Here is a 17,733-nt window from a genome sequence, read left to right as displayed (position 1 = left end):
TCAATGAAAAACATATTCAAACTCAGTTTGATGGGGATTGCTTTCCTAAGTGGATGCGCGACAAACGTTGCACCCAATAACCCAGTGCAAGTTGCTAAAGTTCCGTCGCCAATGACAGCTCCGGCTCCTGATCACTCGGGATCTGTAGCTAAACGACTTAATGATTGCATCATCCGTAGCAATCAAAATGCTGATGCATTGTTGGTAGACAGTCAAATTATCGCTGTTACAAGAAATAATCCTCATGCTAAAGCCCTCTTTAGTTCGCCAGATAAATTGACGGATCAGCAAGCTGTGGCATTGAAGAATTATTTGGCTGAAGCTAATTCGTGTCGGCCAATTGCTTTAGAGGGTTTAAGCCCCGAAAAGAAAGCGGTCTATGAGGATTTCTTTAAAAAAATTGATGGCGTCTATGCCGATCTTATCGCCAAAAAGATCACTATTGGCGTTGCCAATCAAGAAAGGCAACTACTCACTCAAGATGCCCATATGAAGAAACTGGCACTTCAACCTAAGAAGAATTAGTGCGATAGATTTATGGCTAGATATAAATTTATTTGTGGTTCTTGTAAGTTTGAATGTATTAGTGGCATGGGTAGAGAGGTCGGGCTTCACTCATCTAGAGTAGTTATGGCTTGTAAATCTTGTGCAACCATTGATGTATATATGGTTGCTCATCCAGGCAGTATTAATACAGAAATTAGTATTGCACCTGCTTGTACAAGTTGCCTCTCTACCAAATATTTGGAAGAGTGGGATGGGCTTACTTGCCCACATTGTCAGATGAAGATGCGAGCTATAGGTCCAGATGTGGATGTTGAGAGATCCCGCTTTAAATACTGGTGAAGGAGAATTCTGATGAGCATGAACAATAGAACTTTGGAAGAGCTTTTTGAACAGTTAGGTTTGTCATCCCAAAAGATTCATATGGAGAGATACATAGAAAGACATAAACTTAAGCCAGGGTCTGTCCTTCACGATGCCATTTACTGGGCGCCAGATCAAAAAGCATTTTTGATTGAAGCTAAGGCCGACGACTCAGAGTGGTCAGAAGTAGTAGATCAATTGGCTAATTTATTAATACAAAAATAAAACTTTTATTACGGTAACCGTCGCGTTAATAGACGTTCACTAAGATGTCCTTTAAAAAGACTTCTCATATATACGTATATATGCATATATAGTTACTCGAACTAAAAGCCATGCCTACTTATTGGCTGATGCATGTATACATACGTATATGCGTATGTAAGGAATCTATCATTCACTTACAGTATTAATGAGCAACGTCCTTTAAAAGGACACTTCATGCGTGGGGTACCCCGATCACAACAAGGAGTCGTCATCCCTGTGTCAGTCAAATCCCCATCACGCCGCCAAACTCACTCGTACTCCTTGCGTGGGTCAAAATAACTCAACCAAATCAATCTCATACAAACACCCAAGAAAGTTTTGTGCACAAAGTTAGACTCGGGTGGGGTGAACCTTTTGAGATCTAGCGGGAGTTTAGTCTGGGGGACAGAGTTGAAAATCCTTGTGTCGGTGGTTCGATTCCGCCCCGGGCCACCAAGAAACATCAAAACCACCTTCGGGTGGTTTTTTCATTTATAGAGCGTAGAGTAGGGAAAGCACATTAGGAGAATTATTATGGCTATTACTGCACCCAATAAGCAAGAGCTAAAAGTTCTAGAGGCTCTCCGCGCTCACCGAAGAAGGCATCGCGAAGGGCTTTCTGGTCAAATTCCTGTGCATATTGAGCAGCCCATCGGCCCGCTGACAGTTGGCCAAAAAATATCTGATGTTGTAGCAAAGACCGTTGGATCTTGGAAGTTCATCATCATCCAAAGTCTTTGTATATCCGCTTGGATTATCTATAACTCCACTACCAATAACAATGCGTGGGATCCATACCCCTTTATTTTATTGAATTTAATGCTGTCGTTTCAGGCTGCTTATACCGCCCCGGCAATCATGATGAGCCAAAATCGACTTTCAGAAATTGATCGACAACATGCGAATAATGACTTTGAGGTCAATGTAAAAGCCGAACTAGAAATTGAATTACTACACCAGAAAATTGATGCGATGAAAGAAAAAGAGCTCTATGCCCTAGCTAAAGCAGTGGAGGCTCTAAGTGAGAAATTAGATGGTTACCGTAAGTAGCGCTAGGCATGAATTGCAAGCAATCAAAAAAAAGGGTAGTTGCCTACCCCCCGCTAGTGGATTTATTTTAAGTCGCTTACTTGAATAATTCAGCATTCATAACTTTAGTCCATGCTGCGACAAAGTCTTCAACAAACTTTTCTTGATTGTCATTTTGAGCATAAACCTCTGCATAAGCACGAAGCACAGAGTTGGATCCAAAAACTAAATCTACTCTAGTTGCGGTCCACTTAGTTTTACCGGTATTGCGTTCAACAATATCGTAGCTGTTACGCCCGGTCGACTTCCACAGGTAATTCATATCCGTTAAATTCACAAAAAAGTCGTTGCTTAGGACCCCTTCTTTATTTGTAAATACTCCGTCCTTGCTGCCACCGTAGTTGGTTCCCAGTACTCTCATGCCGCCCACCAAAGCAGTCATCTCTTGCGCTGTTAGGCCCATTAATTGAGTGCGATCTAGTAGGAGTTCTTCAGGTGTAACAGCATAGTTTTGTTTTAACCAGTTGCGATAGCCGTCTGCTAGTGGTTCTAATACTTCAAAAGATTTCACATCAGTCATCTTTTGTGTAGCATCACCGCGACCTGAAGTAAATGGAACCTTGATAGAGAATCCCCCAGCCTTTGCAGCCTGTTCAACCCCAATATTGCCAGCCAACACAATGATGTCAGCAATACTTGCGCCCGTCTTTTTAGCGATTGCTTCATAAATAGCCAAGACTTTTGACAGACGCTCGGGTTCATTGCCGGCCCAATCTTTTTGTGGTGCCAGGCGGATGCGAGCACCATTCGCGCCACCACGCTTATCTGATCCGCGGTAGGTACGGGCGCTATCCCACGCCGTGGCAATCATTTCGCTATTGGATAGTCCGCTAGATTTAATCTTCGCTTTTACTGCTTTAAGGTCATACTTTTTACGACCAGCTGGAACTGGATCTTGCCAGATCAATTCTTCCTTGGGTACATCTGGACCAAAGTATCTTGCTTTCGGTCCCATATCCCGGTGAGTAAGTTTGAACCAAGCGCGTGCAAAAGTTTTGGAGAAGTAGTCTTGATCGTGAGAGAACTTCTCTACAATTTTTCGATACTCCGGATCCATCTTCATCGCCATATCGGCATCTGTCATGATCGGCATGCAACGAATAGCCGGATCTTCGACATCAACAGGCTTGTCGTTTGCTTTGATGCTAACAGGCTCATATTGCCATGCTCCTGCGGGACTCTTTTTAAGCTCCCATTCATGCTTTAGAAGCATTTCAAAATAGCCGTTATCCCATTGAGTGGGGTTGCTGGTCCAAGCGCCTTCAATGCCGCTGGTGACGGTGTTGCGACCAATTCCTCTGGTCTTATGATTGATCCATCCAAGACCTTGTTCTTCAATTGGGGCTGCCTCAGGAGCTGGTCCCAAATTTGCGGCATTGCCATTACCGTGGGCTTTGCCTACTGTATGCCCACCAGCAGTCAGTGCAACGGTTTCTTCATCATTCATGGCCATGCGCTCAAAGGTCATACGAATATCGCGAGCTGTTTTTAAAGGATCTGGTGTGCCATCAACGCCCTCTGGGTTGACGTAAATAAGACCCATCATCACTGCTGCTAAAGGATTTTCTAAATCACGCTCTCCAGAGTAGCGACTTCCCTCGCCACCACTTTTTTGGAGCCACTCTTTTTCTGAGCCCCAATAGATATCTTTTTCGGGATGCCAAATGTCTTCACGTCCAAATGAAAAGCCAAAAGTCTTTAAGCCCATAGATTCATAGGCAATCGTTCCCGCCAGAATCATGAGATCAGCCCAACTGATCTGGTTACCGTATTTCTTTTTAATTGGCCATAAAAGACGACGTGCCTTATCGAGATTGGTGTTATCTGGCCAAGAATTGATTGGCGCAAATCGTTGATTTCCAGTGCCCGCACCACCTCTGCCATCAGCAATGCGATACGAGCCGGCAGAGTGCCAGGCCATGCGAATCATCAGGCCGCCATAGTGACCCCAATCTGCTGGCCACCAATCCTGACTGGTAGTCAGTAGCTTTTTGAGATCCTTCTTGAGTGCTTTTACATCGAGCTTTTTTAATTCTTTGCGATAGTTAAAGGATGGCCCCATTGGATTAGTTTTGGAGTCATGCTGATGCAAAATATCGAGATTAAGTGACTTTGGCCACCATGCCATTGGGCTATTACCAGATTCGGTATTGCCGCCATGAGCGATTGGACATCCGCTTGTTGCTGTCATATTGATCTCCTTTTAGTAAATCAGTTTGCTTTGCTGTTTCAGCTTAACCGATAAGACTCAAATTGCGTATTTCTGATGCTAATTCTTTTTGATGACACTATCCAGGAGGGGCGGAGCAAAGCTATTCCACCGAGATTTTCATGGAGGCCTACAATGCCGAATGTATTTCATCTTAAGGCTGTTTAGCTCCCTGCCCTTGGCAGTACTCCAAGTTTTTGGGGCTGGAATTGGTGTATTGGTTTTTCTATGCTCTTCTAGTTACCGAGCGCGTCTGTATAAAAATCATGCCAATGCAGCAAATTACTCCGGTTTTTCTTTCACGCCATGGAGAGTGGCTGCCGAGTCCGGAATTATTTTTGCAGATACGCTTTGGATTTGGCGACACCCCAATTCGGCCCTCAAAAAAGCTACAGTCCAAAACTTAGATCAAATTATTGATCTATCAAAAAATGGAAAAGGCCTCATTATTCTTGCTTCTCATTTGGGGGGATTTGAAATTGTGCCGCGAATTTTTGCCGAACATATGAAGGCAACAGTAATGTACCGTCCCGCTAAAAAATCTTGGGTTAATCGGTTGATGCTTAGATCTCGACACCATGCTCAAATGGAATTTGTTGAAGCAAATTTGGGCGGGGTTCGCAAAATTAAGAGGGCATTGATTCAGGGTGAGGTAATTGGCTTGTTGGCCGACCAAGTGCCGAATGTCGGGGATGGCGTTTGGGCTAAATTTTTTAATCAATATGCCTACACCACATCCTTTCCAGCAAAGCTAGCACGTCAAACTGAAGTTGCCACTCTATTTGTAAGCGCAGAAAGACGTGGTCTTGGTAAGGGATGGTTTATCAAGAGCCGGCTGATGTCAGAAGCTTTTCCTACTTGCCCAATTGAAGCTTGTACAGTGATGAATCAACACTTTGAGCAAATGATCATTGCTAAGCCTCATCAATACATGTGGTCCTACAACCGATATAAAACTCCTGTAGGAGCACAAGCCTTACCAACTGAATAGTTTTTCTATAGCAGCTCAACGCCAAAGTTTTTCATCAGCAAGGCGAATAGCCCAAAGCAAATCACAGTCACCGCTACGCTAGCACTCATGGTGAACCAAAATCCAATTCGTGGAAGCAGGTAAGGAAAGAGTAAAAACATCGGCAAGGTCGGAATAACGTACCAAAAGGTGTAATAAGCGTGATTGGCTATTTTTTCTTCCGGCTGATTTTCTACAAATAGCCACACGAGTGTTAGCACGGTCATCAAAGGAAGTGCAGCTATAAAACCACCTAGCCTATCGCTTCGCTTTGCCACTTCGGATATGAATACAACCATTCCCGCGGTGAGTAAGTATTTAGTGATGATCCAAGCCATTTGAGCCTTTGGGAGCGGGTTATTTGCCTCATTATAGAAAGAATGCCAAAACAACATAATCCTTTCTTTTGAGTTTGTTAGTATCGACCAATGGATAAAGTAATCGAAGATCACGAACTCGAAACGCCTGATAAACAACAAGCAGCCAAGAAAAGTACTTTGGTTAGCGTGGCCGTCAATATTTGCCTAACGATATCTCAGGTGTCTGCGGGCATTGTGTCTGGCTCACAAGGTTTGATTGCCGATGGAATCCATTCTCTGACCGATTTAGTTGCTGACTTTGTTGTGTTATTTGCCAATCAACATAGCTCTAAAGAAGCAGACGATGACCATCACTATGGACATCAACGCTACGAAACGGCTGCCTCATTATTTCTGGGGGTATCTTTATTGGCTGTTGGCGTTGGGATGTTGTGGAAAGCTGGTGAAAAAATTATTGACCCAGTACCTGCCGGGCAAATTCAGATCATTGCCTTGTATGTAGCCCTAGGATGCCTGTTTGCTAAAGAGCTACTCTTTAGATATATGTTGGCTGTAGCCGAACGAGTTCGCTCATCGATGTTGGTGGCAAATGCATGGCATGCGAGATCAGATGCAGCATCTTCTTTAGTGGTTTCTGTGGGCATTGTAGGCGCTCTCTTTGGCTATCCTATCTTGGACTCAGTCGGTGCATTAGTCGTTGGCCTGATGGTTGCCAAGACAGGCTGGCAATTTAGCTGGGATGCGTTAAATGATTTGATGGACAGGGCGATATCTGTTGAGGAGCATCAAAGAATTGAAGAGATTATTCAATCGACCATAGGGGTTAGAGGATTTCATGATTTACGCACTCGCAAGATGGGTGACATGATCTTGGTTGATGTTCACATTGAGGTGGATGCTAATTCAACGGTTCAAATAGGGCACGATATTGCCCTGGCAGCAAGAAATCAAATCATGAAAGAATTGCCCGTTCTCAATGTGATGACGCATATTGACCCTATTTGATCAAACTATAGTTTGGGCTCAAATACTTTTATTTCAAAGCGATACTCTTTTTATATGAAATCTTACCTTTCTGAATTTTTTGGCACCGCTTTACTGCTTGCAATAGTTGCCGGGTCTGGAATCATGGGCGAGACCTTGGGGGGCGGCAATGCAGCCGTGGCTCTACTCGGCAATAGTATTGCCACTGGAGCTGGCCTATACGTTCTGATCACCTTACTTGGGCCAATTTCAGGCGCACACTTTAATCCCGTGGTGAGCGTGATGTTCTGGAAATTAGGGCATCTTCATTTAAAAAAGATGCTTGGCTATTGGGCGTGTCAATTTAGTGGGGCAATCCTTGGCATCTGGCTGACGCACTATATGTTTGGCCTGACCATCCTTCAAGAGTCAACCAAGAGTAGATCTGGCCCTGGCATTTGGTTCAGCGAATTTATATCCACCATCATCTTGCTCTCAGTAATTCGACTGGGTGATCAAGAGGCTAAAGATCATGTGCCGATGTTGGTGGCACTAACGGTAACAGCCGGATACTGGTTTACCTCTTCCACTTTCTTCGCAAACCCTGCAGTTGCTTTTGCGCGAAGTTTCACGAATACCTTTGTCGGTATTGCTCCAAGCGATGTTCTGGGATTTGTCATTGCAGAAGTCGTGGCGGTCCTAGTTATGATGGCTTTATTGCGTCGTCAGGCCTAAAATTCTTATGAGAGAATATCTCTATATCCTAGGAGGAGCGCTATGAAACAAGTATTTAGGTTAGTTTTCACCCTTTCTTTTCTGATGACTTTGGGCGGCTGTCTGGCAAGCACTACTTCGCCTGTTGGCCTTAATTGCGATTACAGTCAAGGTAAACCCTTTTGGGAGTTGCCTGTAGATTGTCAAGGTGGCCGCTAGTTTGCTTGTAGATTAAGTCGCCACTAAGTTATCTAGGGGGGTCTTATTTCTAATCTCAATCAACTTCCAAGTCACCTTCCAATTCCACAAGACGATGGTTCTGCAGCCCACTTGTGTGGATTGCAGTTGCCCCAGATTGTCTTAAGATCCACAAGTGGCGAAGATATTGCTCTAGGTAAGATCAAGGGCAAATTGGTTATTTACTGCTACCCTATGACAGGGCAGCCTAATGTCGCCCTCCCTGAGGGCTGGGATCAAATCCCTGGAGCAAGGGGTTGCACACCACAAAGTTGTGCCTTTAGGGATCACTATCAGGAGCTTCAGTCGCTAGGTGCACAAGTCATTGGCTTGAGCGTGCAAACTACTGAATATCAAAAAGAGATGGCTGATAGGTTGCATTTACCTTTTCCAGTAGTCAGTGATGCAGACCATCAATTTCAGAGGGCGTTGAATATGCCCACCTTTGTTGCTAGCGGAATGACCTTGCTCAAGCGAGTTACGCTGATTGCAAATGATGGCGTGATTGTGGGCGTGCATTACCCTATCTTTCCGAGTGATAGCGATGCCCCTTGGGTTATTGATTTCTTAAAAAACACCCTTAAAAGTTGTCTTTCATGGAGTCGGACTTAAAGGTCTAAATTATCGAGGGCGTTTTTCTGGAGATGGCTGGTATCTGCCCAGCGCTCAACCTTCCAAGCATTACCATCATGGCTTATCCAATTGAGCGATGCATTGGGGACTGTAACGGCTTTTTCGGCCTCCAAGGCTTGATTGCTAGCCACTCGATACATCATGTCTAATGCGCCCCCATGACTAACTAACAAAATAGTTTTGCCGACATGTTTTTGTCTAAGCTCCTCTAGCGCACATCGAATGCGCTCTGAAAATTGCACAATACTTTCTCCGCCACGCATATCGTGATAGAGGTCCCTGCTCAAATGAATCTTCCACAGCTCTGGCTCTACTAGGGGAGCATCATTCAAGCTTAAGCCTTGCAGGGCGCCAAGATGACGTTCTCTAAGGGCGCTATTTGTGATCGCGGTAACTTGATATAAGTTTTCAATGGCTTTAGCCGTTTGCCTAGCTCGCTGTAGGTCGCTGGTGTAAAGCACATCGAACTGCAAATTCATTTCTTTCAGGGCTTGAGCCATTTGGGAGGCCTGCTCTAATCCGGAAGTATTTAGCGAAATATCAGTATGACCCTGTAGGCGACGCTCGACATTCCAATCAGTTTCTCCATGGCGCACTAAGCAAAAGCGGGTTGTAGTCATGGGTCAATGATAAAGCCCTCAACAAAACTTAGGATGTAAAAAAGCCCCGTTGGTGCGGGGCTTGGAATTTACGCAGCAGCGATAGCGTGTTTGCTAAGCGCTCTTAAAATCTTGTCTTTATCTTTTGGTTTTGTACTGGTCTCAAGTAATTTATTGAGCTGTGTAACGTTCAGTGGCCCAAGGCGCGCTTTTCCTGTTTTGGTGAGCATGGGGTCGTTTTTTCTGTTTCTTTGGTTTTGGCCTACAGCCATGAAGTTTCCTAGAGTAATGGAATGATGAATCCTAGAAGCAAGTTCAAAGATTCCCCTGTCTAGGGCGCACAATAGTGATCACAGTTCAGAATAACAGCTTCAATGTTCAGGCGCTATGATTAAGGCATGATTAATCTTGCAAACATCCTATTTTCTTTGGTAATGGGCTTTCTGATGTCAGTGAGCATTACCCTTGCAACTACTTTTGTACGTGTGGGACCTATAGAAAACTTCTTTTTAGTTTGGCTTGAGGTTTGGTTGGTAGCATATCCAGTAGCAATCGTCTGTATATTGCTTTATCGTCCATTCGCTAGCAGGATAACGGCCGCATTACTAGAAAAAATCATTCACAGTAAATAACTAAGGCATCAGGAAGGTTTTATATGAAGGCTTATCTACCTAGCATTCTCTGCATCATTAGCCTCAGTGGGTGTGCTGCAGTCTATACAGACGCATCAGATGCCAATCACGTGACCTATCTGAATAGTAATGGCGAGTCTATTGCACAGTTAACCCAAAACGCTAATACTTATTGTGCGCAATACGGTAAGGTTGCCACTTTCAGAAATAGTGACACACAGTTGGTTGCTGTTTTTGACTGCAAGTACCCACAAAAACAATAGCAATCAATTAGCCTGCCAGATCCGACTGGTAGATTAATCCGGCATGTTCTCTGAGCGCGTGGAATTGAATCGATTCCCAGCGCTGTTGTGCTACATCTAACTCCGACTTATGGGAAGCCAAAAATACTGAAGCGCCCACAACATCTTCTGCCATGCGGTGAATGTTTTCTTGAGTGAACTTTTTTAATGCTACGGGGTCATCTGAGCTTACCCAGCGCGCTAAGCTATAGCGTGCAGGCAACAAACGTACTTCTGCCCCATATTCAGTTTGGAGGCGGTGACTCACTACTTCGAATTGCAGCTGTCCAAAAGCGCCAAGTAGCATCGTGCCACCAGACATAGGGCGGAATACCTGAATAGCGCCTTCTTCACCTAATTGCATCAGGCCAGTTCTCAGTTGTTTAGATCGCAAAGGATCGGCAGATTCAACCATGCGAAAAATTTCAGGCGCAAAAAAAGGTAGGCCAGTAAATTGAAGTTGCTCGCCCTCTGTTAGTGTGTCACCCAGGCGAAGTAGGCCATGATTTGGCAGACCAATAATATCTCCTGGAAATGCTTCATCCAAAATATCGCGTCTTTGCGAAAGAAAAGACAAAGCATTATTGGTGCGCACTTCTTTTGCGTTACGACAAATCTTGAGCTTCATGCCGCGCTGAAAGTGACCAGAGCAAATTCGTAAAAATGCTACGCGATCGCGATGGGCGGGATCCATATTCGCTTGAATCTTAAACACTACTGCTGAGAATTTATTTTCAGACGGACTTACTTCGCGTTGCAATGCTTTGCGTGAACCTGGTGAAGGTGCCAGCTCAACAAGCGTATTCAGAATTTCTCGAACCCCGAAATTGTTAATCGCTGAGCCAAAGAAGACGGGCGATTGTCGGCCTGCCAAGAAGGCCTCGCGGTCAAAAGCAGGCATCGCTTCTTTGATAAGCTCGACTTCTGCTAAGGCGTTTTCAAGATCAGATCCAAGACGCTCTCTAAGGGCAGGATCATTGATATCGACAACTGCATGAGAGTCTTCCGTAACACGATCTTCGCCCGCCTTGAACATGCGCATACGCATATTGGCAATATCAATCACGCCGGCAAAAGATTTGCCCATACCTACTGGCCAAGTAAATGGCACAACTTCAATACCTAGGGCGGTTTCAATTTCATCCATTAATTCCATGGGAGGTTTGACCTCGCGATCCATCTTATTAATGAAGGTCACAATTGGCGTGTTGCGAGCACGACATACTTCAAGTAAACGAAGGGTTTGTGATTCAACGCCGTTGGCAGCATCAATGACCATTAATGCAGAGTCAACAGCCGTTAATACACGGTAGGTATCCTCGGAGAAGTCTTGGTGGCCCGGAGTATCTAAGAGATTAATGATGCAGTCACGATATTCCATCTGCATGACTGAGCTTGCTACAGAAATGCCGCGTTGCTTTTCAATTTCCATCCAGTCTGAAGTTGCATGTCGACTGGCTTTGCGAGCCTTTACGCTTCCCGCAATCTGAATCGCCCCTGCATAGAGCAGTAGTTTTTCAGTAAGCGTAGTTTTTCCTGCATCTGGGTGAGAGATGATGGCAAAGCTGCGACGTCGTAATACTTCTGCGCCTGGGGTACTGGAGGTAGTGGTTTCGATGGTAATTCTGCGCTGATTAGTGTGGTTCGGACGCAATTATAAGCGGGCAAGCTTCTTCAGAATTGCTCATCCGCCCTAACAAATCGCCATTGGCCTGGGGGCAATGGGCCCAATGAGATACGACCCATTCTGACGCGCTTCAGGCCAATGACTTTGAGGCCTACCATCTCACACATTCTGCGAATTTGGCGCTTACGACCTTCGCGCAATACAAAACGTAACTGATCTTCATTTTGCCAACTCACTTGTGCTGGTTTGAGTGCAACGCCATCCAGCGAGAGGCCATGTTTTAAACGATCGAGATCTTCAAATGAGAGTGCCCCTTCCACTCGCACCAAATATTCTTTTTCAATCGGACTGTTTTCGCCGATCAGCAATTTAGCAATACGCCCATCTTGGGTCAGTACCAGCATGCCAGTAGAGTCAATATCTAACCTACCTGCAGGAGCTAGTCCTTTGGTATTAAAGCGCGGGCTGCGGCCCTTATCCAGTGGACTGCCGAAGTAATTATCTGGGGTGATTAAGGAGGCAGCAGGTTGATACTCTTGCTCATCATCGTAGTGAGAGATGTAGCCTACTGGCTTATTCAAAATCACGGTTACTCGAGAAGCCTGTTGTACTTTGGCTCCAGACTGTAATTCAATCTTTTGATGCCGATATGCACGAACACCAAGCTCATTGACTACCTCACCATCAACGGTGACTAAGCCTTGCTCAATATAGGCATCTGCCTCGCGGCGTGAACATAATCCCAGTTCTGAGAGCAGTTTAGAAACACGTACTTTTTCTTCCATGGCTACATTATCCGTTAAAGATGGGATTTAAATGGTGCAGGGCAATATTAGATATTCGCTAAACTGCAAAAGTCATCCAAATTGAACAAGGAAAAACAAAATGACTGCTAGTTTGAAAAAACCACCAATTTATAAAATTCTCTATTTTCAGGTGCTGGTAGCAGTCGTTTTGGGTGTTTTGCTGGGCCATTTCTATCCTTCCTTAGGCGTTGATATGAAGCCTTTTGGGGATGCCTTTATTAAAGGCATCAAGATGTTAATTGCGCCCATTATTTTCTGTACGGTTGTGGTTGGTATTGCCGGTATGGAAGACATGAAAAAAGTTGGCAAGACAGGCGGCATTGCCCTTCTGTATTTTGAAATCGTGAGCACGATTGCCTTGATCGTGGGACTGGTTGTAGTGAATGTTCTACAGCCCGGTGTCGGTATGAACATTGATCCAGCGAGCTTAGATACTAAAGGGATTGCTGCTTACACTGGCCCAGGAAAAATGGCCACAACGACTGAATTTTTACTCAACATTATTCCGAGTACAGCCGTTGACGCATTTGCGAAGGGTGAAATTTTGCAAGTGCTCTTTATTGCAGTGTTATTTGGTTTTGCGTTACATAGATTTGGCGGTCGTGGAACGATGGTGTTTGACTTGATTGAAAAAACCTCACATGTTCTTTTTGACATCATTGGCATCATCATGAAATTTGCACCAATCGGCGCTTTTGGGGCAATGGCCTTTACGATTGGTAAGTATGGCGTCAGCTCATTATTTTCTCTAGGCAAGCTGATGGGTGCCTTCTACATCACCTGCTTACTGTTTGTCTTTATTGTTTTAGGGATCATCGCGCGCTTAAATGGATTTAGCATTTTCAAGTTTGTGCGCTATATCAAGGAAGAGCTTTTAATTGTTTTAGGTACCTCATCCTCCGAATCAGTTTTGCCACGCATGATGGAGAAGATGGAGCTTTTGGGAGCCAAGAAAAGTTGCGTAGGCTTGGTTATTCCAACAGGGTATTCATTTAATCTGGATGGCACCTCAATCTATTTAACAATGGCTGCAGTATTCATTGCGCAGGCGACTGATACCCCCATGACTATTTTTCAGCAGGTCACTCTTTTGCTGGTTTTATTGCTGACCTCAAAAGGTGCCGCAGGTATTACGGGCAGCGGATTCATTGTATTGGCAGCAACATTATCTGCAGTGGGTAATGTGCCTGTAGCAGGCCTTGCAATTATTTTAGGCATCGACCGTTTTATGTCTGAAGCACGTGCTTTGACCAACTTAGTTGGTAATGGCGTTGCAACTATCGTTGTTGCAAAGTGGACAGGCGAGCTAGATGAGAAACAGTTGTCTAGCGCCTTAAACAGAGATGGCTGGATTGAAGCGCAGGATCCTGAATACTTGTTGGATCAAAAAGAAGAAAAAATGCGTTAATCAAGTTCTCACAATGTGAACGCTGCAGGGGGCCCCTTCTACGATTTTCGTCATAGAGGTTCTCCACGGAGCGACTTTATTTGGGAGCTTGTGGGAGGCGCCGATCAAAATCAGTGAGGCATCATTGTCCTTGGCAAACTCCACAATGCGTGACGCGGGGTCCATCGCTTCTAGTACATGATAAGAAATTCTTTCTGGTGGAAGCTTCAGAGGCTTCGCCCAATCCATCAATTGAACTAGGTGCCCACGCACAATTCCACTGGCTGTTTCACTTTCGTGATTACCTTCGTAGGTTGGGGTGCTTGCAATAGTACTTAAGCACACCAAGCGACTTTCAGGATAGGCTTGCAAGAGATTTTTGGCGGTGCTTTGCATGCGTTCGCGTAAATCTTCATCTGATTGTCTGGTATCAATCGCTGCAATCATCAGCGGCGCATCATAGTTACCCATACTCGGACGTGGGCTGGGAGAGGGTTCGTAGCCAGCAGCTTTAAACATTCCCTTCAGGTTTTCCCAAAAGCTGGGAGGCTCTACTCGCTCACCACGCTCTGTAATCCTAATTCCCTCTGGATCTCTGAGTGCCTGGCGTAATTGTGTTGCACTTTGATAGCGATCTGCGGCCCGCGGCTCTATACAGCGCAGCACGACTTCTTGGAGCCAGCGCGGAATTTCTCGGCGAATTGCCCGCGGGGGAAAAGGCTTTGCCCACATCCGTCTTCGCAGGCCGCTCATGGTTTGAGGATTGCCAAACGGCAACTCACCAGTGAGTAATTCATACATGATGACGCCGATGGAGTAGATATCGCTTCGTGAGTCCGAGCGAATACCTGCAACCTGTTCTGGAGAGATATATGGAGCAGAGCCAATACCCTTGCGCATCTCTTCCGCAAGCAAATCTGGGTAACGCGCATGATGCGAGAGACCAAAATCGATGAGGGTTAGTTTGCCTTGTTCATCAATCAGAATGTTTTCTGGCTTGATATCCAGGTGAATAGCATCCTGTGAATGGAGTGATTGCACCGCTTGTGCGAGATCTGCTCCAATGCGTACAACCTCGTCAACGGTAAATAATTTTCCTTCTTTAATAAGATCTTCTAATGGCCGGCCTGCAACTCTTTCCATGGCAATGTAGGGGCGAGTTGCCATATTGCCGGCACCCAGAAACTTCGGTACATAAGGGCTTTTGAGGGAACGCAAAATGGTGAGTTCGGTTTCAAAACCAATCAAGCTCTCAACAGGTTGATCTCTTCCCACTCTGGGGATCTTCAACAGAATCGGGACATCAATACCTTCCTTAGTAGCAGAGAATAGGCTAGCCATTCCACCGCGATGCACTTCTTTTCCCAGGGTAAAGCCATCGACAACTTTACCTTCTTGAAAGATGTCATCTACCGCTTCAATATTCGTATTAATCGGCATGGCTTATTTGCCAGTGATCAAGCGATTGGCTAATTCTTCTGGCAATCCCGCGCGACGCACTTTATCTGCCGCAGCAAAATGATCGTATGGTGTGCGATGAAAAGTAAGCACTTCAGTTTCTGGTTCAAAGACCGCAAAACATGCCTCAGGATTGCCGTCTCTAGGTTGGCCTAGTGACCCGACAACACCGACCCACTGGCGATGTGGGAGCACTGGAATTTCATCGCCAGGATGAGGGGCAAAGCGAATGAGCTTGCCAACGGCGCTTTGATAAAAGAGGGCTTGCTCGTGCGCATGACCTACAAAGGTATAGCTTTTGCCTGAACTCTGGGCACAGTACCAAGCACTCATGCTATCCGTGACATAGTTCCAGTCAGCAGGATTGTGAGCAGATGCATGCGCAAAGCAAATCTTCTCTTCATTTATGATCAGCGGGAGGTTTTTTAGAAATTCGATATGACTATCATTGAGCTGGGTCTTAGTCCACTCAATTGCAGCATTGGCATTAGGGTTCATTTTCATACTGCAATCTTTAAAGATTGCTTCGTCATGATTCCCCAATATGGCAAGCGCTTTTTTGGCGTCTACTAAGTCAGCGATACGCTCAATGATGCCTGCAGGATCTGCGTTATAGCCAACGATATCGCCTAAGAAAGCCATGCGGGTTACTCCAAGCTCTTCGGCCCTGGCCATGCAGGCCTCGTAAGCCTCTAAATTACTGTGAAGATCGGCAAATAGCCCAATGCGTTCTGTCATCCCTTAATGATAGGTCAAAAGGGTATTAGATAGAAGGGTTATAGGGGTTAGCTTGATTGCTTGGTGGATTTTTAAAGCGCTTATGGACCCAATAGTATTCGGCTGGGCGCAGTCGGATTTCAGTCTCAAAGTATTGATTTAACCGGGCCGTGTCAGCTATCGGATCTGGCCCTGGAAAATTTTCTAAGGGTTTGCTGATTTCGCAAAGATAACCAGACTCATCCGCTTTTAAAGTGGTAGTCATCAAACACACATCTGCCCCAGTGATTTTTGCTAACCGCGAAACTGCAGTGATGGTATTTGTTTCAATTCCAAAGAAAGGGACAAACTCGGAATCTTTGATGCCGAGATCAATGTCTGGTGCAATGATGATGAAATCGCCATTGCGAATTTCGCGAATAATTTCTTTCGTGTTTCCTTGGCGATCAATTGAATTTCCACCAAAGCGATTACGCCACTCAATAATTTTTTTATTAAAGAATGGATTCTTCATACGCTGAAAAAAGCCCGAAGTACGAGGCCAGCGTTCTTGCTTTGCGAGGGCGCTTAGAATGATGCTGCCTTCAATGCCAGTGAAGTGCATATTGACGAGGATGCGCGGCTTTTTACTTGCAAGGTCTACGGCAGATTTCACTTCAATCATATCGCTGAGCTGCTTGCTACTACCCATCCAAATAATACTTTTCTCCACCAAGCTTCTGCCCAGCAGGCGCCAGTGTTCTTTACTAAGGCGGTCGATCTCTTCAGTGCTTAATTTTGGAAAACACAAATGCAAATTAGTCTTGACTACCTGGTTTCTGTCTCCAGGAATATGCGCAGCAATAAACCCCAAGCCATAGCCAATGGCAACTAGCAGCTTATAGGGTAGTAGGGAAAGTAGCTTTAGAAAAGCAACAAGAAGATGATTAAGCAAAGATCTGAGCAAATGAAATTTACTCAGATTCGTAGCGCGTTAGAGTTTTTTGATAGCGTTCTTCCATTTCATCAATGGAGCTGCAAGACATTCCCAGGTCTTTGATAATTCCGGTATCTAAACGATAAGCCCAGCCATGCACAGTGAGGTCTTGGCCGCGTGCCCAAGCATCTTGAACAATCGTGGTTTCGCAGACATTCACAACTTGTTCAATCACGTTGAGCTCACATAGGCGATCTTGGCGTTTGGGAGTTGGTAAAACTTCTCCCAAGTAGCGCTCATGTTTTTGATGAACGTCTTTTACATGCCGCAACCAGTTGTCCGCAAGACCTACGCGTAGATCGCTTAGTGCAGCGTGCACGCCCGCGCAACCATAGTGACCAACTACTAAGATATGTTTGACTTTCAATAAGTCAATTGCAAATTGAATCACCGATAAGCAATTTAAATCGGTATGAACGACCACGTTAGCAACGTTGCGGTGAACGAATAATTCGCCGGGCAAAAGATCAACAATTTCATTGGCAGGCACGCGACTATCAGAGCAGCCAATCCAGAGATATTCAGGAGCCTGTTGGTTAACCAGTCGCTTAAAAAAATCAACATCTTTCGCAACCATGCCCTCAGCCCATTCGCGATTGTTTTCGAATAGGTGTTCCAATGCTTTGGAGTTCTTCATAATCATGGTTTAAGTTTAAAGTACTTTAATGACGCCTATTTGGTTAAAACAAACCCCTAGCGGAATTACGTTAAATCTGCATTGCCAGCCTGGTGCGAAGCAAACCAAAGTGGTGGGCTTGCATGATGGGTGCCTCAAGATTTCTCTACAGGCTCCGGCTCAAGAAAATAAAGCAAATGAGCTATTGCTTGCCTGGCTTTCGAAGCAGTTGAAGGTGCCTCAAAAGCAAATTCAATTCGTTTCAGGGCAAAACAGCAGAAAAAAGCGAGTGGAGGTTTGGGGCCCGATTAGCGCGGAACAAATTATTTTGGCCCTAAACCCCTAAG

General features: G+C 45.1%; 22 protein-coding genes. 12 read left to right on the top strand and 10 right to left on the bottom strand.

Annotation, left to right across the window (positions count from 1 at the left end):
• Positions 1-3 precede the first annotated feature (3 nt).
• The 4 genes from C2757_RS08710 to C2757_RS08695 all read left to right on the top strand — a co-directional run bounded on the left by C2757_RS08710 (position 4) and on the right by C2757_RS08695 (position 2,163).
• Complete coding sequence (locus C2757_RS08710; protein ID WP_215374473.1) at positions 4-525, top strand: hypothetical protein; 522 nt, start codon at positions 4-6, stop codon at positions 523-525.
• A gap of 105 nt (positions 526-630) precedes the next feature.
• Positions 631-846 (top strand): hypothetical protein, encoded by a 216-nt coding sequence (locus tag C2757_RS08705; RefSeq protein WP_215374470.1) that lies wholly within the window; start codon positions 631-633, stop codon positions 844-846.
• An 18-nt stretch (positions 847-864) separates the two neighbouring features.
• On the top strand, positions 865-1,092 hold the full coding sequence (locus C2757_RS08700) for a DUF2789 family protein (protein WP_215374467.1): 228 nt from the start codon (positions 865-867) through the stop codon (positions 1,090-1,092).
• A 555-nt stretch (positions 1,093-1,647) separates the two neighbouring features.
• Positions 1,648-2,163 (top strand): DUF1003 domain-containing protein, encoded by a 516-nt coding sequence (locus tag C2757_RS08695; protein WP_215374464.1) that lies wholly within the window; start codon positions 1,648-1,650, stop codon positions 2,161-2,163.
• Positions 2,164-2,239: 76 nt separating this feature from the next.
• Here the strand turns inward: C2757_RS08695 and katG are convergent, their stop codons facing one another.
• On the bottom strand, positions 2,240-4,393 hold the full coding sequence (katG, locus tag C2757_RS08690) for a catalase/peroxidase HPI (protein ID WP_215374461.1): 2,154 nt from the start codon (positions 4,391-4,393) through the stop codon (positions 2,240-2,242).
• Between the two features lie 196 nt (positions 4,394-4,589).
• Here katG and C2757_RS08685 point away from each other — a divergent pair, with 196 nt between their 5' ends.
• Entirely contained in the window at positions 4,590-5,402 is an 813-nt protein-coding gene (locus tag C2757_RS08685) for a hypothetical protein (RefSeq protein ID WP_215374458.1), read from the top strand.
• A 5-nt stretch (positions 5,403-5,407) separates the two neighbouring features.
• On the opposite strand, the gene C2757_RS08680 is transcribed toward C2757_RS08685, so the two are convergent.
• On the bottom strand, positions 5,408-5,758 hold the full coding sequence (locus C2757_RS08680; protein WP_215374455.1) for a DUF3147 family protein: 351 nt from the start codon (positions 5,756-5,758) through the stop codon (positions 5,408-5,410).
• 90 nt (positions 5,759-5,848) lie between these two features.
• Between C2757_RS08680 and C2757_RS08675 the strand changes: the two genes are divergently transcribed.
• The 3 genes from C2757_RS08675 to C2757_RS08665 all read left to right on the top strand — a co-directional run bounded on the left by C2757_RS08675 (position 5,849) and on the right by C2757_RS08665 (position 8,266).
• Positions 5,849-6,745 carry a cation diffusion facilitator family transporter gene (locus C2757_RS08675; protein ID WP_215374452.1) on the top strand — a complete coding sequence of 299 codons (897 nt, stop codon included), beginning with the start codon at positions 5,849-5,851 and terminating at the stop codon, positions 6,743-6,745.
• Between the two features lie 54 nt (positions 6,746-6,799).
• Positions 6,800-7,438, top strand: coding sequence for an MIP/aquaporin family protein (locus C2757_RS08670; RefSeq protein WP_215374449.1), 639 nt, complete (start codon positions 6,800-6,802; stop codon positions 7,436-7,438).
• Positions 7,439-7,762: 324 nt separating this feature from the next.
• Positions 7,763-8,266 carry a peroxiredoxin gene (locus tag C2757_RS08665; RefSeq protein WP_251366744.1) on the top strand — a complete coding sequence of 168 codons (504 nt, stop codon included), beginning with the start codon at positions 7,763-7,765 and terminating at the stop codon, positions 8,264-8,266.
• On the opposite strand, the gene C2757_RS08660 is transcribed toward C2757_RS08665, so the two are convergent.
• Together C2757_RS08660 and C2757_RS08655 are read right to left on the bottom strand one after the other, a co-directional pair.
• Entirely contained in the window at positions 8,263-8,907 is a 645-nt protein-coding gene (locus tag C2757_RS08660; protein ID WP_215374446.1) for a histidine phosphatase family protein, read from the bottom strand. The genes C2757_RS08665 and C2757_RS08660 overlap by 4 nt on opposite strands.
• Positions 8,908-8,975: 68 nt before the next feature.
• Positions 8,976-9,158, bottom strand: a complete 183-nt coding sequence (locus C2757_RS08655) for a hypothetical protein (RefSeq protein ID WP_215374444.1) — start codon at positions 9,156-9,158, stop codon at positions 8,976-8,978.
• Positions 9,159-9,284: 126 nt separating this feature from the next.
• Here C2757_RS08655 and C2757_RS08650 point away from each other — a divergent pair, with 126 nt between their 5' ends.
• Together C2757_RS08650 and C2757_RS08645 are read left to right on the top strand one after the other, a co-directional pair.
• The gene (locus tag C2757_RS08650; protein ID WP_215374440.1) at positions 9,285-9,518 is read left to right on the top strand and encodes a DUF2798 domain-containing protein; all 234 of its coding nucleotides are present in this window, start codon (positions 9,285-9,287) and stop codon (positions 9,516-9,518) included.
• Positions 9,519-9,541: 23 nt separating this feature from the next.
• Positions 9,542-9,781, top strand: coding sequence for a hypothetical protein (locus C2757_RS08645; RefSeq protein WP_215374437.1), 240 nt, complete (start codon positions 9,542-9,544; stop codon positions 9,779-9,781).
• Positions 9,782-9,788: 7 nt separating this feature from the next.
• Here C2757_RS08645 and C2757_RS08640 read toward each other — a convergent pair whose 3' ends face one another.
• Entirely contained in the window at positions 9,789-11,417 is a 1,629-nt protein-coding gene (locus C2757_RS08640; RefSeq protein ID WP_215377071.1) for a peptide chain release factor 3, read from the bottom strand.
• A 56-nt stretch (positions 11,418-11,473) separates the two neighbouring features.
• Positions 11,474-12,211, bottom strand: coding sequence for a pseudouridine synthase (locus C2757_RS08635; RefSeq protein WP_215374434.1), 738 nt, complete (start codon positions 12,209-12,211; stop codon positions 11,474-11,476).
• Positions 12,212-12,311: 100 nt separating this feature from the next.
• Here C2757_RS08635 and C2757_RS08630 point away from each other — a divergent pair, with 100 nt between their 5' ends.
• Complete coding sequence (locus tag C2757_RS08630; RefSeq protein WP_215374431.1) at positions 12,312-13,640, top strand: dicarboxylate/amino acid:cation symporter; 1,329 nt, start codon at positions 12,312-12,314, stop codon at positions 13,638-13,640.
• Here the strand turns inward: C2757_RS08630 and C2757_RS08625 are convergent, their stop codons facing one another.
• Genes C2757_RS08625 through can form a run of 4 tightly spaced genes read right to left on the bottom strand, consistent with a single transcriptional unit; the run spans position 13,641 to position 17,413 of the window.
• A complete protein-coding gene (locus C2757_RS08625; protein ID WP_215374428.1) occupies positions 13,641-15,059 on the bottom strand; it encodes a serine/threonine-protein kinase in 1,419 nt (472 codons plus the stop codon). It abuts the gene before it with no gap.
• Positions 15,060-15,062: 3 nt separating this feature from the next.
• The gene (locus tag C2757_RS08620) at positions 15,063-15,815 is read right to left on the bottom strand and encodes a metallophosphoesterase (protein WP_215374425.1); all 753 of its coding nucleotides are present in this window, start codon (positions 15,813-15,815) and stop codon (positions 15,063-15,065) included.
• A gap of 25 nt (positions 15,816-15,840) precedes the next feature.
• Entirely contained in the window at positions 15,841-16,740 is a 900-nt protein-coding gene (locus C2757_RS08615; protein WP_215374423.1) for a lipid A biosynthesis acyltransferase, read from the bottom strand.
• A 7-nt stretch (positions 16,741-16,747) separates the two neighbouring features.
• A complete protein-coding gene (can, locus tag C2757_RS08610; RefSeq protein WP_215374420.1) occupies positions 16,748-17,413 on the bottom strand; it encodes a carbonate dehydratase in 666 nt (221 codons plus the stop codon).
• Between the two features lie 22 nt (positions 17,414-17,435).
• Here can and C2757_RS08605 point away from each other — a divergent pair, with 22 nt between their 5' ends.
• Positions 17,436-17,732 (top strand): DUF167 domain-containing protein, encoded by a 297-nt coding sequence (locus C2757_RS08605; protein WP_215374417.1) that lies wholly within the window; start codon positions 17,436-17,438, stop codon positions 17,730-17,732.
• Position 17,733 lies beyond the last annotated feature (1 nt).

It is taken from the genome of Polynucleobacter sp. MWH-Svant-W18, assembly GCF_018687495.1.
Lineage (GTDB): Bacteria > Pseudomonadota > Gammaproteobacteria > Burkholderiales > Burkholderiaceae > Polynucleobacter.
The sequence above is the reverse complement of the archived record's forward strand: the minus strand, read 5'-3'. Positions and strand labels throughout refer to the sequence as shown.